The sequence below is a fragment of the Bacteroides sp. AM23-12 genome (assembly GCF_003434395.1).
Classification (GTDB): domain Bacteria; phylum Bacteroidota; class Bacteroidia; order Bacteroidales; family Bacteroidaceae; genus Bacteroides; species Bacteroides thetaiotaomicron.
In genome coordinates, this window is the sequence record NZ_QTLF01000021.1 from 73024 (window position 1) to 92465 (window position 19442).

The following is a 19442-nucleotide window of genomic DNA, read 5'->3' on the forward strand; positions in this document are numbered from 1 at the left end:
TAAAAAGAAAAGATAAGCATGAACATAAAGAAATTGTGGATGCCTGTATTCGCCTTACTATTAAGTAGTACAGTCATTTCCGCACAAGAACAAAGAATAAAAGAAGAAGGTAAAACTGAATTCAAACCTCATTGGTTTATGCAAGTGCAAGTAGGTGCTGCTCACACACTTGGCGAAGCTAAGTTTAGTGATCTTATATCTCCTGCAGCAGCGATAAACGTAGGTTATCAGTTTGCTCCTGCATGGCGGGCACGTGTTGGTGTCAGCGGATGGCAGGCAAAAGGAGGCTGGGTTTCTCCGCAACAGGATTACCAGTACAAATATTTGCAAGGTAACATTGACATCGTTTCTGATCTTAGCACATTGTTTTGTGGTTTTAATCCCAAACGTGTATTCAATGGTTATGTCTTTCTCGGAGGAGGATTAAATCGTGGCTTTGATAACGATGAGGCGAATGCACTGGATACACGAACCTATGAGATGGAATATCTTTGGCGGGACGGAAAGTTTCTCATTGCCGGGCGCATGGGTTTAGGATGTAATCTGCGTCTGAATGATCGCTTGTCCATCAACATCGAAGGTAATGCAAATGTCTTGTCCGACAAGTTCAACTCAAAGAAGGCAGGAAATGCTGACTGGCAGTTCAATGCTCTCATTGGTTTGAATATTAAATTCGGTAAAGGCTATACGGAAACTAAACCTGTATATTATAAGGCAGAACCTGTAGTAGTGGAACAACCGAAGCCTGTTCCCGTGGTAGAACAGCCACAGCCGAAGAAAGAAGTTGTAGTACAGCCAATGAAACAGGATATCTTCTTTGCTTTGAACTCAGCGAAGATACAAGACGATCAAAAGTCAAAAATAGATATGTTGGTAGAATATCTGCAAAACAATCCGGCTGCAAAGGTTAAAGTGACAGGCTATGCCGATGTAAATACAGGCAATCCTAAAATCAACAAGTCGTTGTCTGAAAAACGCGCAGGCAATGTTGCGGATGCTTTGAAGGCAAAAGGAATAACCACTGACAGAATTATGGTTGATTCCAAAGGAGACACTGTTCAGCCATATAAAGCACCGGAAGAAAATCGTGTGAGTATCTGTATCGCCGAATAAACAAAGTTATTAACAAGATATTATAAGAAGATATTCTAAAAAATATGTTGCTTCATCGGTACAAAAGAATTTCTAATGGTGTAGAAATATCATTGATGGAATAAGTACCGAATGCGACTACTTTGCGATTATGCGCTCCTGTGAAGAAGCTGATAGTCGTTTTTCCCCACTAAGGATTTCCCCACTATAGTCCTTAGTTTATTTTAGTGAAGAGAGGAAAGGTCTGCACTTGCGAAAGACCGGACTTTTCGCTAACTCTATTCAAAGGACGTTCCTAATTTCCCCTTTTTCCCTGGGAACGTCCTTTTTTTAATTAAATCAACCCTGCCTCAGAATACTTTTAATTAACATTTTTAAGTGCATTTTGCAGCTAATTCCCCTTGAAATAGGACTAAACTTGCTATAAGTTTCTTCTTCTTCCGCATGACTTTAAAATATAAAATGTACATTTGTAGCATAAACAAAAGAAAGAAGATGAAACGAAATTACGTAAAGTATACTTCGGGAGCTATTCTGACAGGACTAATCCTATTCACTTCCTGCCAATCTACCCGTGAAGTTCAGGCAAATTATGAAGTTGCCCAGATAGAAGGAACCCGGATTTGTATGGATTCAACCTGGGATGCTCATCCCGACGAAAAGGCTGCCGCCCTGCTTAAACCCTACAAAGAAAAAATAGATAAGATGATGTATGAGGTGATTGGCGTCAGCGAGATGACGATGGACAAAGGACGTCCTGAGAGCTTGCTTTCCAACCTGGTCGCCGAAGTGCTACGACTCTCTGCAGAGCGTGTACTGAAGCATCCTGCCGATATTGGAATCATGAATATGGGCGGTTTGCGCAACATACTTCCACAGGGTAATATCACAGTCGATGCTGTTTTCGAAATACTTCCTTTTGAAAATTCTCTCTGCGTACTGACGATGAAAGGTACGGAAATAAAAAGACTGATGGAAGTCATAGCTTCTTTGCACGGTGAAGGACTGAGCGGAGCACATCTGGAAATAACAAAAGACGGAAAACTTCTGAAAGCAACCGTACAGGAAAAAGAGATCGAAGATGACAAAGACTATACCGTAGCTACCATTGACTATCTGGCGGACGGAAACGACGGACTCACTCCCTTTATCAATGCGGATAAGCGTGAATGTCCGGATGGATTGACATTGCGCGGACTGTTCCTCGACTACGTAAGGCAACAGACAGCTGCAGGCAAGAAGATTACCTCTAAACTGGATGGACGTATCACCGTTGTTCCGGCATCCGACCGGAAATAAAAAAATGAAAAGAGAATAAATAACCAAGGTTTACAATGAAATCTCAGTATCCTATGACAACTCATAATCATATAACTTCCGTCTTGAATATATTCAAAGGAAGAACCGGAAAGTGGCTGATGCTTTTCCTCCTTTTACTACCTGCATTGGCAACTGCCCAAGAAACAAAAAAACTAATCATACTGCAAACCAGTGATGTACACAGCCGGATTGAACCTATGACTCAGGAAGGCGACCGGAACTACGGTCAGGGTGGATTTGTCCGTCGGGCAAGTTTCCTGCAGCAGTTCCGCAAAGAAAATCCGGATGTACTGCTGTTCGATTGCGGCGATATCTCGCAAGGCACTCCTTATTATAATATGTTTAAAGGTGAGGTAGAAGTCACCCTAATGAATGAAATGGGATACGATGCAATGACAATCGGTAACCACGAGTTCGATTTCGGTTTGGACAACATGGCTCGTCTATTTAAATTAGCCAAGTTTCCGGTAGTATGTGCCAACTATGATCTTGATGCCACAGTACTCAAAGATATCGTAAAACCTTATGTCATTCTGGATCGTTTCGGCTTGAAGATCGGAGTTTTCGGGTTGGGAGCGAAGCCGGAAGGACTGATACAGGCCAATAAATGCGAAGGGGTAATCTATAAAGACCCGATCGCCGTATCCAATGACATTGCCGCACAACTGAAAGAAGAAGGATGCGATGTCATTGTATGCCTGTCACATCTGGGTATTCAGATGGATGAGAAGCTGGTAGCCAACACCCGTAATATCGATGTTATTCTGGGTGGGCATTCTCATACCTTTATGGAAAGCCCCAAGAATTATCTGAACATAGACGGGAAAAATGTCCCCGTTATGCACACCGGAAAGAATGGAATTTATGTTGGACGACTAGATTTGACCTTGAATAAAAAATGAGATTACTAACATATATACTGGCTATCCTGCTATTTCTTCCTGTCAAGGCCAGGGGAGAAGCAATAGATACTCCCGTAGAACCTTTACTACTTTATAAAGCTAAACAAGATGTCCGTTGTCAACAATGGGTAGACTCCATTATGAATAAGCTGACGCTTAAAGAGAAAGTCGGTCAGTTGTTTATATATACGATTGCTCCGGTAGATACCAAGCGCAACCAGATACTGCTGAAGGATGCCGTCGATACCTATAAAGTCGGCGGACTGCTGTTTTCCGGTGGGAAGATGCAGACCCAGGCGGAACTGACTAATCGGGCCCAGCGCATGGCAAAGTTACCGTTAATGATCACTTTTGACGGAGAATGGGGGCTGGCAATGCGTCTGCGTGGTACTCCTGTCTTTCCCCGAAATATGGTGCTCGGATGTATTCAGGATAATAAATTAATCTATGAATATGGTCGCGAGATGGCACGCCAATGTGTACAGCTAGGTGTACAAGTCAACTTTGCTCCGGTGGCGGATGTGAATATCAACCCTAAGAATCCGGTCATCAATACCCGTTCCTTCGGTGAAGACCCCGTACGGGTGGCGGATAAGGTAGTAGCTTATGCTTCCGGTCTGGAAGGCGGAGGCGTACTATCCGTCTGCAAGCATTTCCCCGGACATGGTGATACGGATGTAGACTCGCACAAAACACTTCCGGTACTTCCCTTCACTCGCGAACGTCTGGACAGTGTAGAGCTCCATCCTTTTAAAGAAGCGATCCGTGCCGGATTGAGCGGTATGATGGTCGGACACCTGCAAGTGCCGGTTATTGAACCGATAGGCGGACTTCCTTCTTCTTTATCCCGTAATATCGTTTACGATCTGCTGACAGAAGAATTTGCTTTCAAAGGACTGATCTTCACGGATGCACTTGCCATGAAAGGTGTTTCGGGGAATGGAAATGTCAGTCTGCAGGCACTGAAGGCAGGGAATGATATGGTGCTGGCTCCCCGGAACCTGAAGGAGGAGATAGCCGCCGTACTCGATGCCATTGATAAGGGAGAATTGACACGCGAAGATATTGAAGAGAAATGCCGCAAAGTACTGACTTATAAATATGTGCTCGGACTAAAAAAGAAACCGTTTGTCCAGCTATCCGGTTTGGGACAACGGATCAATACTCCTCAGACACGTGATTTAATCCGCCGGTTGAATCTGGCTGCGATTACTGTGCTGAATAATGAAAATCATGTTCTTCCTTTGCATACGAATCAAAAAGAAACGATGGCATTGCTTGAAGTCGGTGATGCGGGTGAAACCAATGCATTGGCGGAACAGTTGTCGAAATACACTTCTTTGTCACGTTTCCGTCTTCGTCCCGGTATGACGGAAGAGGCGAATCAGCGGTTACGGGACTCATTGGCTGCCTATAAACGGATTATTGTTGCCGTAAGTGAACAGAAGCTGTCACCTTATCAGACCTTCTTCGGTAAATTTACTACTGAAGCTCCGGTCATCTATGCTTTCTTTACGCAGGGTAAGATGATGTTGCAGATACAGCGTGCGGTTGCCCGTGCCTCGGCAGTGGTGCTGGGACACAGCCCTAATGAAGATGTGCAGCGGCAGGTGGCGGATGTGCTCTTTGCCAAAGCTACGGCGGATGGAAGATTATCGGCCAGTCTTGGAGAACTCTTTCAGGCAGGAGACGGTGTCACGATTACTCCGAAAACACCTTTGCATTTTATTCCGGAAGAACATGGGCTTTCTTCTGTCGCCCTGCAACGAATTGATTCGATCGCTTTGGACGGTGTACGTCAGGGAGCTTATCCCGGTTGCCAGGTGATCGTGATGAAAGAGGGTCATGTGATGGTAGACAAGACATTCGGCACTCACACCGGAACGGGAAGCGCACGTGTGCAGCCGACCGATATCTATGACTTGGCTTCACTCTCCAAGACTACTGGTACAGTGCTTGCTTTAATGAAACTTTACGATAAGGGACGTTTTAATCTGACGGACAGAATTGCAGACTATCTGCCTTTCCTTCAGCATACTAACAAGAAAGACATAACCATTCAGGAACTGCTTTACCATCAGTCCGGCTTGCCGCCCGGAATTGCTTTTTATCGGGAAGCCATCGATGAAGATAGTTATGAAGGCAGACTGTTCATGTCCCGCAAAGATGCACGGCATCCGTTGCAGTTGGGAACTTCCACATGGGCGAATCCTAATTTTGCATTTAAAAAGGAATATGTTTCAACGGTTAAAACCGGAGATTACACCTTGCAAATCTGTGATAGTCTGTGGCTGAATCCTTCTTTCTTCAAGGAAATGGAGAAGAAGATTGCAGACGCACCGATGAAACCTAAAACTTACCGATACAGCGATGTCGGTTTTATCCTGTTGCGTCTTTTGGTTGAGAAACTTGCGGGAATGCCGATGGATGCCTACTTGCAACGTGAATTTTATGAACCGATGGGACTGGAACGTACAGGATACCTTCCTTTGCGCCGCTTTCCGAAATCGGAAGTTGTACCTTCTTCTGTCGATCGCTTCTTGCGTAAGACTACCCTTCAGGGATTTGTGCACGATGAGGCTGCCGCTTTCCAGGGAGGCGTTTCGGGAAATGCCGGATTGTTCTCGAATGCACGTGAAGTGGCACAGGTTTATCAGATGTTGCTGAACGGTGGTGAGTTGAACGGACAGCGTTATTTAAGCAAGGAAACCTGCCAGTTGTTTACAACGGAAGTTTCCAAAATCAGCCGTCGCGGACTTGGATTTGACAAGCCGGATACCCGTAATCCGGAAAAGAGCCCTTGCGGAAAGCATACACCGGCAAAAGTATACGGTCATACCGGATTTACCGGAACGTGTGCCTGGGTAGACCCCGACAATGGCTTGGTTTATGTATTTCTGAGCAACCGGATTTATCCGGACGTAACCAACCGGAAGCTAAGCCGTCTGGAAATTCGCGAACAGATACAGGATGCGATCTATAAAGCGATTCAAAGCAAATAAAAAATGAAGAGCCCCTCTGCCGAAGTAGAGGGGCTCTTGCTTATTAATGTAAAATCAAGTAGTTGCTCGGGTTAGAATGAAACACCCACGCGGAAACCGAAGTTGTTCAGTCCGTCTACACTGTAATGCAGTACATCAGCCTTATTGGTACCATAGCTGTAGTACAGAGCAAAGTGCAGACCCGGTCCGTAAACCCAAGGGAATACATTGACACCTACTTCAGGAGAAGCGTAGAATCCCCAGCTGTTTTCTCTGGCTTCCAACATATTGAAGTTGGAACGGATCTTAGCATATTCAGCACCTAATTTTGCACTGACATAAGGTTGTACGGCTCCACCGCGATTCCATTGGTAGCGGGCGGCAGCACCGAAAGGCAACTGGAACATTGTGTGTTGCTGATCAGTTGTAACGTCACCTGCACCTATCTTGAATGTTTCGCGAGGAATATACTCGTGGTTGCTGTGATAGTTCAGGAAAAGACCCAGACCCAGGTTAGGAGTAACGAAATAACCACCTTCAAAGTTCATACCCCAACCGCTGGCTTTGTCTGCAAAATTATTGCTCAATGGAACATTGAACTGCCAGTCTATATTAGCATATCCATTGTCTGATAGCTGTGCCTTAGCCGGCATGGCAAAGGCGATGGCAATGGCTGCTAGCGCCACTACCTTGAAATATATATTCTTTCTTGTTTTCATAACAGTTGTAATTGTTTATTTGTTAGTAAGATAAGGTGACTGAGTGAATGACTGGTTCACTGCTTCAATAGCAAGAGTGCGGTTGATAGCTTTAGAGCCTGTTTCAAATCCAGTCAGATAGCTTGTCCAGACTACAGGAAGTTTTTTGCCTTCACCTTCATCTGCTTTCAGGTTCACCATTTCTGTAATGAATGAGTTGGTGCTATAGCTGTAGGTCACAGCGTACGGATAGTACCATCCGCCCCAGTTACCCCAGTAGCTGGGTCCCCAGTAGCCGGGATATCCCCACCACCATTCAGGTTGTGTGTAGCCGGTGAAATAATAAGTACTTGCGATGTAGCTTACTTGAATACCAAGATCGGCACTTTCTTTATCGGCAGCCGGTTGATAACCTTTTGCTTCCATATTTTCTGTATAAGCAGCCAGAATTTGCTCAGCGCCTTCTCCTTCGAGATATTCCGGTTCTTTGCTGTCAGAGATAACCAAGATTTTGTCAGCCAGATAGAATGTGCTGAAGTCTTTGAAGTTGGCTTGCTTGTCGTAGTTAGTGTATACCAGATAGTTGTCATCCAGCTTACCCATGTCCGGGTCTTTTTCGCAAGAAGCGAGTGCAAAGACCGCCAATAAAATAGGAATTAATTTCTTCATATCTTTTATAATGTTTAGGTTATATAAAAATCACGCCCTGGTACCTTGGGGCTTTTGTTACAAACAACAAGAAATGTGTAAAAAGGTTCGTGCAAATGATTATCTTTGCGAGAAAATTAACACTCAAATGCTTATGAAACACATTCGGATACCTCTTTTCGTATGGTTCTCAATCGTGCTGCTGATCGCAGTTGCGCCCGTCTCATTGTCGGCGCAGGAATCGTTTATTCAGAAGATCGAAAAAAATAAGTCCGTCAGCGGAATAAAGTCGCTCGACACCAGCCGCTTCCCGGAAAAGTATGTAATGTACCTGACTCAGCCGCTGGATCATCGACATCCCGAAAAGGGAAGTTTCCGCCAGCGGGTGATTGTGGGACACGTCGGTTATGACCGTCCCACAGTGATTGTCACTGAAGGATATGGGGCAGGGTATGCTTTGCGCCCCACTTATCGGGAAGAACTTTCTGAATTGTTCGATGCCAATATGATCTTTGTGGAGCATCGCTACTTTCTCGAATCCACTCCCGAACCGTGCGACTGGCAATACCTGACCGCAGAGAATTCTGCCGAGGATTTGCATGCCGTGACAACCGCTTTCAAGACTTTATATCCTGGCAAATGGATCAGTACGGGGATCAGCAAGGGTGGGCAGACCTCCTTATTATACCGTGTTTTCTTCCCCGACGATGTGGATGTTTCCGTGCCTTATGTTGCTCCTCTTTGTTATGCGCGTGAAGACGGTCGGCACGAACCTTTCCTCCGCCGGGTAGGTACGGAAGCCGATAGGAAAAAAATAGAAGATTTCCAGTTGGAAGTATTGAAGCGAAAGGCTCGTTTGTTGCCCCGTTTTGAAAAAATGTGTACTGAAAAGAACTATACATTCCGCGCTCCTCTGGAAGAAATATACGATTTCTGTGTGCTGGAATATTCTTTCTCTATCTGGCAATGGGGAACGGATATCCGTAGTATACCGGAAATCTCGGCTTCTGACGATACACTGCTGGATCATTTGCTGGCAATCAGCGGACCTTCTTATTTTATAGTAGACAGCCCGACTCTTTCTTTCTTCGTGCAGGCTGCCCGCGAATTGGGGTATTATGGATACGATATCGCTCCTTTTAAACCTTACCTTTCTATAAAGACCAGCAAGGATTATCTGAGAAGACTGATGTTGCCGGAAGATATGCGGAAGATGAAATTCGATAAGACATTGAGCAATAAGATTGTGCGGTTCTTGAAGAAGAACGATCCGAAGATGATTTTTATCTATGGTCAGAATGATCCCTGGACAGCTGCCGGAGTAACATGGCTGAAGAATAAAAAGAATATTCATGTTTTTGTAGAGCCGGGAGGCAGTCATCTTGCACGCATCGGTACAATGTCCGAAGATCAGAAGCAGAAAGTGATGTCTCTTCTTAGAGGGTGGCTTGAAGAATGACGAAACGAGAAACGGTGAACAACCTGTAATATATGAACAGGCGGTTCACCGTTTTATTCTTCTGCAAGCCGATATTACATGTATCGGGCTGCTTGATTTAGGAATCTACCGATTCGAATAGCGGTTTCAGTAATTCCGGTATTTCCACTTTTTCAAGTGCTAATTGTCGGACTAGTTTTTTACCGCTCTGACTGAGATGGAACTGCATCAGTCTTCGGTCCTCTTCTCCGAGTGTTCTGACAATCAGTTCTTTTTCTTCCAGAATCCGGAGCATCTTTGAAGCGTGAGAGGGTGTCAGCTCCGTTCGTTTGGACAGGCTCGTGGCCGTCATATTATTGGGCGAGGCTTCTTGCAGGGCACATAATATCATCGCTTCATTTAATGATACCTGATACACTTTTTCAAATGCATCTTCAAATCTTGCCATTGCTTTGAATACATCGCGCATTACACATATTGTCTTCATATGCTACTTGTTTTTTTGTTTGTTCTTTTTCTATATAAACAGGTTGATATTTGCATTATCCGCCCGTTCCATGTATGTTGCTACTCCGCCTATTGTCACTTCGTCCAGAAGTTCTTCCTGTTTCACTCCCATGACGTCCATGGACATTTGGCAGGCGATAAATTCCACACCGTTCTCCAGAGCTTGTTGGCGTAAGGACTCCAGAGAGTCGATGCCTTTCCGATTCATGATGTACCGCATCATTTTTCCTCCTATTCCTCCCATGCTCATTTTAGAGAGTTTCAACTTTCGGGAGCTGGAAGGGAGCATCATGCCGAACATTTTTCCAAAGATATCTTTTTCGACGTTCGGCTTATGCAGCTTCTTGATAACGTTCAGTCCCCAGAAGGTGAAAAAGATCGTTACCTTTTGTCCGGTGGCAGCTGCGCCATTAGCGAGCACAAAGGTAGCTAAAGCTTTGTCTAAATCATCACTGAACATGATGAAAGTTTTTCCTTTGCCTTCACAGGAGGTAACAATATTGCAGGATTTAGGTTCGCCCTTTTCGATCACTACTACAGATTTTCCTCCTGCTGTTTCTTTGGAAATCAACTGATTTCCTGTCGAGTTGCACCATGCGGCAGCATCACGCGGGAATCCCGGATCGGTTGAGGTAATTTCTACCCGGTCGCCGGAAACCAGCGAATCCATTGTCTTTTTCATTTTCAGAATCGGCCCCGGACATTGCAGTCCGCAAGCGTCTACACGGATTGTCTTCACTGCTTCAACTGGTGAAACTGTCTTTTGAGGTTGCGCATCTGCCGGCTGTTGTATGTTTGCGTTCGGTTGTGCAGGTACTTCGTTCTCACTTTCTTCTCTCAGGATGATGGGTGCTGCGGCAGCGTGGTATGTTTTCAATCCTCCGGAAAGGTTGCGTACCTTTTCAAATCCATGCTGTACCAGAATGCGATAAGCAAGGTATCCTCTGAGTCCGACGGCACAGAATGTATAGATCATCTTGTCTTTCGGCAGTTCATCCAGCCGGTCACGCAGTTCGTCCAGCGGAATGTTCACTGCACCTGGCAGTGTATTGAGCGAGAATTCGTCAGGAGTACGTACATCCAGCAGGAAATTGTTTTCCATCTCGATATCCCTCAACTGTCTCCAATAGACGGGTTGTACTTTCCCAGTTATGATGTTTTCGGCTACGTATCCTGCAACGGCTACCGGATCTTTGGCAGAAGAGAACGGAGGGGCGTAAGCCTGCTCCACTTTCATCAGATCATAGATCGTACCTTCATGCTTGATGACAAGCGCGATTTCGTCAATTCGTTTGTCTACACCGTCATAGCCGACGATCTGTCCGCCGTACAGTTTACCTGTCTTCGGGTCGAAAGTGATTTTAATACTCATCGGCATGGCATCCGGGTAATATCCTGCGTGAGAGGACGGATGGATGGTCGAAGACATATAATTGATTTCTGCCTGCCGCAATCGTTTGCCGGGTAATCCGGTAGAAGCAACAGTCATGTCGAATACTTTTGCAATGGAAGTTCCGATGGCTCCTTCATAAGGGATGTGTGCTCCCTGAATGTTGTCTGCGACAATTCGTCCCTGACGATTGGCGGGACCAGCAAGGTAATTGAGCCACGGTTTTCCGGTGATCGGGTGGCGGAATTCGATAGCGTCACCGATGGCGTAAATCGATTCGTCCGACGTTTGCAGGTAGTCGTTGACGGCGATTCCTCCGGCTTCGCCGATCTTCAGCTCTGCGGCACGTGCCAGTGTCGTTTCCGGACGTACGCCGATGGAAAGTATAACGATGTCGGCAGAGATGGACTGTCCGTTCTTGAAGATGACTTTCAATCCTTTTCCGTCTCTTTCAAAAGAGGCTACTGCCTGCTCCAGATACAGGTTCACTCCTTTGTCCATCAAATGCTGGTGTACAAGGGATGCCATGGAGAAGTCGATGGGAGCCATCACTTGATTGCCCATTTCCACAATAGAAACTTTAGCTCCTTGTGCGTGCAGGTTCTCTGCCATTTCCAGCCCGATAAATCCGGCTCCGATGACAACAGCCTTTCGGGGAGCATGACTGTTGATATATTCTTTGATTCGGTCTGTGTCGGCTACATTCCTGAGTGTGAAGATTCCGTTCAGGTCGATTCCCGGCAGGGGAGGACGTACAGGGGAGGCTCCGGTCGATATCAGTAATTTGTCGTAGCTTTCCTCGTAAGTGTCTCCGCTACTTTGTCTTACCGTTACTGTTTTTCTCTTCCGGTCGATGAAGATTACTTCATTTTCAGTTCGTACGTCTACACGAAAGCGCGTAGAAAATGCTTCGGGCGTCTGTACAAACAGTTTTTCCCGTTCTTTGATCACGCCTCCGATGTAATACGGCAGTCCGCAATTGGCATAAGAGATATACTTTCCTTTTTCTAAAAGGATGATTTCAGCTGCTTCGTTTGTGCGTCTGATCCGGGCAGCAGTGGTAGCTCCTCCGGCAACGCCTCCAATAATAATGATCTTCATAAGTTTGTTGCGTAAATAGTTTCCTATGGAAATAACAATAAAGTAGGGAGAATTGTTCTCGGATCATAGAAAAAAGACTTATATTTGCGCACCCTGTTTGTCTTTCTTCATTTTTTATAAATTAATTATGAGTAAAATTCTTATCATTGACGATGAGGTTCAGATTCGTAGCCTGTTGGCTCGTATGCTCGGACTGGAGGGTTATGAGGTGTGTCAGGCAGGTGATTGCAAGGCAGCTATCAGGCAGTTGGAAATTCAACAGCCGGATGTGGCTTTGTGTGATGTCTTTCTTCCCGATGGAAACGGGGTCGATCTGGTGTTGAACATTAAAAAGACAGCTCCGAATGTGGAAGTCATTCTTCTTACCGCTCACGGTAATATACCCGACGGAGTGCAGGCAATCAAGAACGGTGCATTTGATTATATAACCAAAGGGGACGATAATAATAAGATTATCCCTCTGATCAGTCGTGCCGTTGAGAAGGCTAAGATGAATGTCCGGTTAGAGAAACTGGAAAAGAAAGTCAGTCAGCTATATTCTTTTGATTCCATTCTGGGAGAATCGAAAGTGCTGAAAGAAGCTGTTATGCTGGCACAGAAGGTTTCGGTGACTGATGTTCCGGTGTTGTTGACCGGAGAAACGGGGACCGGAAAAGAAGTATTTGCACAAGCCATACATTATAATAGTAAGCGGAGCAAACAGAGCTTTGTTGCCGTGAACTGTTCGTCTTTCAGTAAGGAACTGCTGGAGAGTGAAATGTTCGGGCATAAAGCCGGGTCCTTCACCGGAGCTTTGAAGGACAAGAAAGGACTCTTCGAAGAAGCCAACAACGGTACGATCTTTTTGGATGAAATCGGAGAAATGGCTTTTGAACTACAGGCCAAATTGCTGCGTATTCTCGAAACAGGCGAATATATAAAGATAGGAGATACGAAACCGACGCACGTGAATGTTCGTATTATTGCTGCTACCAACCGCAATCTGACAGAGGAAATCAAAGCGGGACGTTTCCGTGAAGACCTGTTTTATCGTCTTTCGGTATTTCAGGTACATCTGCCGGCACTTCGCGAACGTACCGGTGATATCAGAATTCTTGCCACTGCCTTTGCAAAGAGCTTTTCCGAGAAACTTTCGTATACGGTCAATGAGATGACTCCTGCTTTTCTTCATGCGTTGGAACAGCAACCCTGGAAAGGAAATATCCGTGAATTGCGGAATGTGATAGAACGGAGTCTGATTGTCTGCGAAGGCGGGCATCTGGATGTGTGCGATCTTCCGTTGGAGATTCAGAATACTCATTATGAATGTTCGGATGATAATATCGGTAGTTTTGAACTGGCTGCTATGGAACGAAGGCATATTGCCCGCGTCCTGGAATATACGAAAGGCAACAAGACGGAAACTGCCCGCTTGCTGAAGATCGGTCTTACCACTTTGTACAGGAAGATAGAGGAATACAAAATATAATAATATGACTATCTGATTTCTTTTTTAGGGGTATATGAGCGATTAATCGTTCATATACTGATCTGTAATGTGAAAAAGAAATAGAAGATATGAATATTTGGAAGACTACACTGTTACTTGTTTTATTATTTACTGGTATCACCGTTCATGCACAAAAAGTAAAAATTTCATTGAATAGTGATGGAAATCTGACGATATGGAAAGTGAAAGCTCAGGCAGAAATTGAGCATCCTTCTGATATGATGACTACCCGATATGACACGAGGGATTGGGTCAAAGCAACTGTGCCGGGAACGGTGTTTGGTTCGTATGTATTAGAAGGACTGGAGCCTGATCCGAATTTTGCTGATAATGCGTATAAAGTCGATAAAGCAAAATATGACCGTAACTTCTGGTATCGTACAGAGTTTAATTCGCCGGAGGTGGAAAACGGAGAAAGGGTATGGCTAAATTTTGAAGGGGTTAACCGTAAAGGAGAAATATTTTTTAATGGGACGCGTCTCGGGTTGCTTGATGGATTTATGCATCGGGGGAATTTCGATATAACCGATTTGCTGTCAAAAAACGGTAAGAATGTGCTTGCCGTCCTTGTGCATTGGGTAGGCACTCCGGTTCCCAATTATGCAAGTCCTACTTATATGTCATGTGCCGGCTGGGATTGGATGCCTTATGTTCCCGGTCTTTTGACTGGTATTACTGACGACGTCTATTTGACAAAAACCGGCGAAGTGTCTATCGTCGATCCTTGGATACGTTCGAAAGTTCCTTCTAAAAACAAAGCGGTTTTAAGCTTGCAGTTGGAACTACGGAATCATACAGATATAGAGCAGAAAGGAGTGTTGAAAGGTATCATTCAGCCGGGCAACATTGAATTTACCGAAGATTTGGTAATTGAGGCAGGCAAACAGCGGACTTTTCTTCTGGATGATAGCAAGTTCAGTCAATTTATAATTCAGAATCCTGCTTTGTGGTGGCCTAATGGTTACGGACAGCCGAATCTTTATACCTGCGAACTGACTTATATGGTGAATGGTAAGGCTTCTGATAAACAGAATATTACATTTGGTATTCGTGAATACGGTTCCGAGCTGGTTGACGGTGTGCTTCATCTTAAAATAAATGGTGAACCTGTTTATGTAAAAGGAGGAAACTGGGGAATGAGCGAATATATGTTGCGTTGTCGGGGTGAAGAATATGATCTTAAATTGAAACTTCACAATGAGATGCATTTTAATATGATACGCAATTGGATCGGTTCGGTTACGGATGATGAGTTTTATGAAGCTTGCGATAAATACGGCATTATGGTGTGGGACGACTTCTGGTTAAATTCAAATTCGAATCTTCCGGATGATGTTTTTGCTTTCAATATGAATGCAGTGGAAAAGATCAAGCGTTTGCGTAATCATGCTTGTATTGCAGTGTGGTGTGGTGATAATGAGGGGTATCCGTTACCGCCTCTTAATAAGTGGCTGGAGGAAGACGTTAGAACATACGATGGGGGTGATCGGGCCTATCATGCCAATTCCCATAGTGACGGCCTTTCCGGGAGTGGACCTTGGACTAACTCTCATCCTAACTGGTATTTTACCAAAGCCCCTTATGGATATGGTGCCAATATAACCAAAGGATGGGGATTCCGTACAGAAATAGGTACAGCTGTCTTTACTACTTTCGATAGCTTTAAGAAATTTGTGCCCGAAAAAGATTGGTGGCCACGTAATGAAATGTGGGACAAGCATTTCTTTGGCAATTCGGCGGGGAACGCCAGTCCCGACAAATATTTCTCTACCGTAGAGTTCAATTATGGTAAAGCGAAAGGTATTGAAGATTTTTGCCGGAAAGCTCAATTAGTGAATGTTGAGGTGAATAAAGCGATGTACGAAGGCTTTCAACATCATATTTGGGAAGATGCTTCCGGCATATTGACTTGGATGGGGCAGTCGGCTTATCCTTCATTGGTATGGCAAACCTATGATTATTATTATGACTTGACGGGGGCTTACTGGGGAATCAGAAAGGCGTGTGAACCGGTTCATATTCAGTGGAGTTATGCTGATAATAGTGTAAAAGTGATCAATACCACTTTGAAAGAGCAGAAAGGACTTACGGCTACAGGTAAAGTCTATAATCTGGATGGGAAAGAAATGGGGCGTTATAGCCAGTCTGTAGTTTTGGATGCCGCCGCTAATAAGGATTCCTATTGTTTCCATCTGAATTTTACAACAGACAACCTTGCTTTCGGTAAGAAAGCGGTTGCTTCCTCCATTTCGGCAGATGCCGGAGAGCCAAGTGCCGCGATTGATGCCAGTGATGGCAGTCGTTGGGCGAGTGAACCCCGTGATGAAGAATGGATTTATGTTGATCTGGGTGAACCTACTGAAATAGCCTCTGTCATATTGAACTGGGAGGCTGCTCATGCAAAAGCTTATAAACTGTTGATTTCGGATGATGCAATAAACTGGAAAGAAATTTATATCAATGAGGACTCTAAAGGCGGTGTCGAAGAGATTAAGATAAAACCTGTTTGTACTCGTTATGTGAAAATGCAAGGGTTGAAACAGGCTACTATGTGGGGATATTCACTTTATGAATTTGAATTATATGGTAGAAAAAAGAAGCCAACGGATTTGACTCCTGTGCATTTCATCAAGTTGGAACTGAACGATGAAAACGGGCAACTGCTTTCTGATAACTTTTATTGGCGTTCCAATAAACCGGGAGATTATAAAGCATTGAATAATTTGCCGAAAGCCAAATTGCGCACAACATCAAGCTTAGTGGATAGTAATGGTAAGAAAGTGATTAAAGCAAAGATCGAAAATGTGGGATCATCAGTCGCTTTTGCTGTTCACGTACAGGCTATTCGCTCTTCTGATGGTGAGCGTATATTACCTGCTTTGATGAACGATAATTATTTCACATTGTTGAAAGGAGAGTCTAAAGATATTGAAATAGAATTTGATTCGGATTTGTTGCCTGATGGTAATTATAGTTTAAGTGTGATTCCTTATAATAAATAATATCGGGCGGACATTTCTTTAAATGAGGTAAACACGGTTGTAGCAACATCGGTTTTATGACTTGGTTTTACCAGTCTTTGTGTTTGTCTATGATTTTTCAAATGTAGTCGTGATTCATCATAAACTTTAAGAAAAGTTTATTGATGAATCCGCTACATTAAAATGCCTCATAGAATTGTGAGGATGCCGGCAGTGACGGGAGTATATTATGATAATGCCGCAATGCCTGTCCCTATCAGGTTTGCGTTATTCATACTTTTTATATCCACTTCAATATCTTCCAGACCGAATAATTGAAGGAGTTCTCTCAGTTTTTCCATAACGAGAATGTTATAGTTTTTATCCTTCCTGTTTTCACTCCAGAAAAGACTGCCTTCGGCTACCAGGCAAACTTTTCGTATATCCTTATTATAGGATTTCAGTAACATGATAAGCCCGGTCAGTGAGGCGGCAACCAATTGTGCGGATCTGCCATAAATCCATTGTGCTACCTGTACATATACATCCTTGTAGATGTCCGGGTAATTCATAATGGAAGTCAGTTTCTGTGCGTCGAATTTCTCTTCAAACTCTTCCAGCGGAAAGGCTGTTTTCAGTATGTCTCCCAGATACATACCGGATACCGCTTTCTCAAAACGTTGCTTTCCCGGATTACCGGAAATAGCGTCAACGGTATCATCTACCGCAGTCAGAAAGGGCGGATGGAAATTGCCTGATTCCAAATTGACAGGAATCAATCCATGTGCATTGCATGACTGATCCAGTTTTTCAATTTTATCGGCAGGGATAAAAGTTGCCATATTGGTTCCTGTCCCTACGATGAGGCCGATATATGCATCATAACTATTATCTGTGAGACCGGCGAATAAACTGGCTATAGTATCGTTTACTACCTTGATGCCTGTAAACTTAATTTTGTTTCTTTCATTCAGATAGTCGAGTAAAGGTTTTCCGATAAATTCTCCAACCATTTCTTTAATATCTACTCCTTTTGTCCAGCGTAACAGTTTGGCGTCTCCACCCGGTACGGACTCGGCCGGATAAGAAAAACAATAACCGATAGGCATTTCTTCCTCACGTTTGATTCCTATAATCATATCGGCGAGTTCTTTGAATAACTCTTCGCGGGTATATCCGACGGACTTCATAATTGACATGTCTTTTTTCCAGCCATTGTTCGGGTGAACGGTTGGTGTTGCTTTGTCGAAATCTACGATTGCCACCCGATAATTGGTTCCTCCCAGGTCAAGTACCAGTGACTTTCCTTTAATATGGGTTGTTTTTGGAGCAATGAAAGTAGGAATGCATTGTATCTCTGCATTTTCCGTTTTTAACCCTTCTTCTGTTTTATCCCGAAATGAGCATACAATCGCTTTGAGCTGTTCATTATCTAACTTAAAAATGTTTTTTTCCATGACATTGACTTTTTATAGTATAAAATATCCTTGTCTTTGAATAACAACTGAAGGTGGATTTTGCTCGGGAATGCCCAATCTTTATTTGCCTGTATCTGATAATTATGTATTTGTTTTTTTAATTAATAAAAACTATATTTGTTTGAAAAATAATTTGATACATGAAAGAGCGGTCTCCAGTTAAAAAGAATATACTAAAATTGATTCCTTTTATAGAGATTATTGCAGGAATCATTTTTCTCTGTTTGGAGATTCATGACTATCGTACTTTGTATTCTATGGCCGAAGCTGATGCAATGTATGGGGGACTTGCTGATTTTTGTAAGTACAAAGAGAATGTATTTTGTCCGGCATTTTTCTGGATAATTGTTATACTGACAGGAATCAGTTATTGGAAAAATAAAAAGTTATATTGGATTTTAACGCAGGCATTGGTGTTTATGGTCTTTTTTAGAGCTATGTTTCCGTTTTATGCCATTTTTATAGAGTTAAATCCAGTAGTCTTTTATATTCTTCCACTTTTGTACTCTACAGTATTCTTTGTGGTAGAAAGAAAATTATTCAAAATCAAGCAAATAGATTCTGTTGATATTACAGTTAAAACAAAAATCATGGGGATCGGAATAGGTATCTTATGTACTATCATTTATTTCCTGCTCTTTTTGACCGTTTTTTGCTTAATATGATAGCCGTCTATATTTATTTCTCCACAGTAATTCAACTCGACTTTTGCTCTCATGCCCTAACAGATTGTCTGTATGCCTTTATTCATCTTAGTTTCAGGTATGGCAGCAACTGTGGTAGCAGTTATGATAGCAAGTGTTTGCTCTCACTCTTCCATGTATCATTATCTGTCATTTGTTTGATGTTGTCATTTGATTTACAGTGTATTAATGTCTGAGGTGTCAATTCTTAACGATTGATATTTCAGACATTAATAATTGATAAATCATCCTTTAATAGTTGATAACTCCGCTGTTTTTGAGTGATAAATGATTTATTGTTTCTTGGAAGAGCAGGTTAATCGAACAGTTGGTGCGGTCAAGTTAATTGAATCATATAAGTAAGGGATCAGTTCCTGCCTTGTTTCATTCATTCGATAGGCTGGAACCACTGTTTTCAAGCGTCCGGAACTTTGGTTTCACGGCTTTGAAACTAAAGTTTCAAGCCGATGAAACTTTAGTTCCAAGCAGGAGAAACAAAAGTTTCAAGCGGGAGAAACTAAAAAGCTCTGTATAGCCCAACCAACAGCCCATAAGTAACCATTGAAAACAAGGCAGTGTGACAGCAAAATTTGCCGTCACACTGCCATCACCTACTTCTGTCACCTCATTAATTATTCATATTCAATCAATTACACCCGACAACGTGACAGATGACAGCAAATTATAGTTTTTTATTTTCATAGAGAGCCTGGCTGACACGTAAGTAGGGGTTGACTGAAAAGTCCCCCTAAGAA

Annotated in this window: 12 protein-coding genes and 2 pseudogenes; 8 read left to right on the forward strand and 6 right to left on the reverse strand. The window is 43.4% G+C overall.

Annotated features, from left to right (window positions below):
• Positions 1 to 18: 18 nt before the first annotated feature.
• The 4 genes from DW640_RS16305 (at position 19) to DW640_RS16320 (ending at position 6316) form a co-directional block, all read left to right on the forward strand.
• The gene (locus tag DW640_RS16305) at positions 19 to 1113 is read left to right on the forward strand and encodes an OmpA family protein (RefSeq protein ID WP_117578710.1); all 1095 of its coding nucleotides are present in this window, start codon (positions 19 to 21) and stop codon (positions 1111 to 1113) included.
• 474 nt (positions 1114 to 1587) lie between these two features.
• A complete protein-coding gene (locus tag DW640_RS16310; RefSeq protein ID WP_008763633.1) occupies positions 1588 to 2391 on the forward strand; it encodes a 5'-nucleotidase C-terminal domain-containing protein in 804 nt (267 codons plus the stop codon).
• 119 nt (positions 2392 to 2510) lie between these two features.
• Positions 2511 to 3314, forward strand: coding sequence for a bifunctional UDP-sugar hydrolase/5'-nucleotidase (locus tag DW640_RS16315; protein ID WP_048694979.1), 804 nt, complete (start codon positions 2511 to 2513; stop codon positions 3312 to 3314).
• Positions 3311 to 6316, forward strand: a complete 3006-nt coding sequence (locus DW640_RS16320; protein ID WP_048694972.1) for a glycoside hydrolase family 3 N-terminal domain-containing protein — start codon at positions 3311 to 3313, stop codon at positions 6314 to 6316. Before DW640_RS16315 ends, DW640_RS16320 begins: the two co-directional genes overlap by 4 nt.
• A gap of 71 nt (positions 6317 to 6387) precedes the next feature.
• On the opposite strand, the gene DW640_RS16325 is transcribed toward DW640_RS16320, so the two are convergent.
• Positions 6388 to 7014, reverse strand: a complete 627-nt coding sequence (locus tag DW640_RS16325; protein WP_008763636.1) for a porin family protein — start codon at positions 7012 to 7014, stop codon at positions 6388 to 6390.
• Positions 7015 to 7029: 15 nt separating this feature from the next.
• Entirely contained in the window at positions 7030 to 7662 is a 633-nt protein-coding gene (locus DW640_RS16330; protein ID WP_008763637.1) for a DUF4136 domain-containing protein, read from the reverse strand.
• 133 nt (positions 7663 to 7795) lie between these two features.
• On the opposite strand from DW640_RS16330, the gene DW640_RS16335 reads away from it, so the two are divergent.
• Entirely contained in the window at positions 7796 to 9100 is a 1305-nt protein-coding gene (locus DW640_RS16335; RefSeq protein WP_055230041.1) for a S28 family serine protease, read from the forward strand.
• Between the two features lie 97 nt (positions 9101 to 9197).
• On the opposite strand, the gene DW640_RS16340 is transcribed toward DW640_RS16335, so the two are convergent.
• The 3 genes and pseudogenes from DW640_RS16340 to DW640_RS16345 form a co-directional block, all read right to left on the reverse strand.
• Positions 9198 to 9566 carry a winged helix DNA-binding protein gene (locus tag DW640_RS16340; RefSeq protein WP_008765135.1) on the reverse strand — a complete coding sequence of 123 codons (369 nt, stop codon included), beginning with the start codon at positions 9564 to 9566 and terminating at the stop codon, positions 9198 to 9200.
• Positions 9567 to 9596: 30 nt separating this feature from the next.
• Positions 9597 to 10322 (reverse strand): annotated as a pseudogene (locus DW640_RS24410) (DsrE/DsrF/DrsH-like family protein); the annotation flags it as partial.
• Positions 10323 to 10414: 92 nt separating this feature from the next.
• Positions 10415 to 12077: pseudogene (locus DW640_RS16345) on the reverse strand (FAD-dependent oxidoreductase); the annotation flags it as partial.
• A gap of 127 nt (positions 12078 to 12204) precedes the next feature.
• Between DW640_RS16345 and DW640_RS16350 the strand changes: the two are divergent.
• Both DW640_RS16350 and DW640_RS16355 read left to right on the forward strand, forming a co-directional pair.
• Positions 12205 to 13545 (forward strand): sigma-54 dependent transcriptional regulator, encoded by a 1341-nt coding sequence (locus DW640_RS16350; RefSeq protein WP_008763641.1) that lies wholly within the window; start codon positions 12205 to 12207, stop codon positions 13543 to 13545.
• Between the two features lie 89 nt (positions 13546 to 13634).
• Positions 13635 to 16568, forward strand: a complete 2934-nt coding sequence (locus DW640_RS16355; RefSeq protein ID WP_074859146.1) for a discoidin domain-containing protein — start codon at positions 13635 to 13637, stop codon at positions 16566 to 16568.
• 206 nt (positions 16569 to 16774) lie between these two features.
• Here the strand turns inward: DW640_RS16355 and DW640_RS16360 are convergent, their stop codons facing one another.
• The gene (locus DW640_RS16360; protein WP_011108294.1) at positions 16775 to 17983 is read right to left on the reverse strand and encodes a hexokinase; all 1209 of its coding nucleotides are present in this window, start codon (positions 17981 to 17983) and stop codon (positions 16775 to 16777) included.
• 161 nt (positions 17984 to 18144) lie between these two features.
• On the opposite strand from DW640_RS16360, the gene DW640_RS16365 reads away from it, so the two are divergent.
• Complete coding sequence (locus tag DW640_RS16365) at positions 18145 to 18669, forward strand: hypothetical protein (RefSeq protein ID WP_008763644.1); 525 nt, start codon at positions 18145 to 18147, stop codon at positions 18667 to 18669.
• Positions 18670 to 19442: the final 773 nt, after the last annotated feature.

Excerpts from the sequence above, each read along its gene's own strand:
- DW640_RS16335 (WP_055230041.1), top strand. The coding sequence starts at position 7,796 with ATGAAACACATTCGGATACCTCTTTTCGTATGGTTCTCAATCGTGCTG.
- DW640_RS16315 (WP_048694979.1), top strand. The coding sequence starts at position 2,511 with ATGCTTTTCCTCCTTTTACTACCTGCATTGGCAACTGCCCAAGAAACA.
- DW640_RS16350 (WP_008763641.1), top strand. The coding sequence starts at position 12,205 with ATGAGTAAAATTCTTATCATTGACGATGAGGTTCAGATTCGTAGCCTG.
- DW640_RS16365 (WP_008763644.1), top strand. The coding sequence starts at position 18,145 with ATGAAAGAGCGGTCTCCAGTTAAAAAGAATATACTAAAATTGATTCCT.
- DW640_RS16305 (WP_117578710.1), top strand. The coding sequence starts at position 19 with ATGAACATAAAGAAATTGTGGATGCCTGTATTCGCCTTACTATTAAGT.
- DW640_RS16355 (WP_074859146.1), top strand. The coding sequence starts at position 13,635 with ATGAATATTTGGAAGACTACACTGTTACTTGTTTTATTATTTACTGGT.
- DW640_RS16320 (WP_048694972.1), top strand. The coding sequence starts at position 3,311 with ATGAGATTACTAACATATATACTGGCTATCCTGCTATTTCTTCCTGTC.
- DW640_RS16310 (WP_008763633.1), top strand. The coding sequence starts at position 1,588 with ATGAAACGAAATTACGTAAAGTATACTTCGGGAGCTATTCTGACAGGA.
- DW640_RS16360 (WP_011108294.1), bottom strand. The coding sequence starts at position 17,983 with ATGGAAAAAAACATTTTTAAGTTAGATAATGAACAGCTCAAAGCGATT.
- DW640_RS16325 (WP_008763636.1), bottom strand. The coding sequence starts at position 7,014 with ATGAAAACAAGAAAGAATATATATTTCAAGGTAGTGGCGCTAGCAGCC.
- DW640_RS16330 (WP_008763637.1), bottom strand. The coding sequence starts at position 7,662 with ATGAAGAAATTAATTCCTATTTTATTGGCGGTCTTTGCACTCGCTTCT.
- DW640_RS16340 (WP_008765135.1), bottom strand. The coding sequence starts at position 9,566 with ATGAAGACAATATGTGTAATGCGCGATGTATTCAAAGCAATGGCAAGA.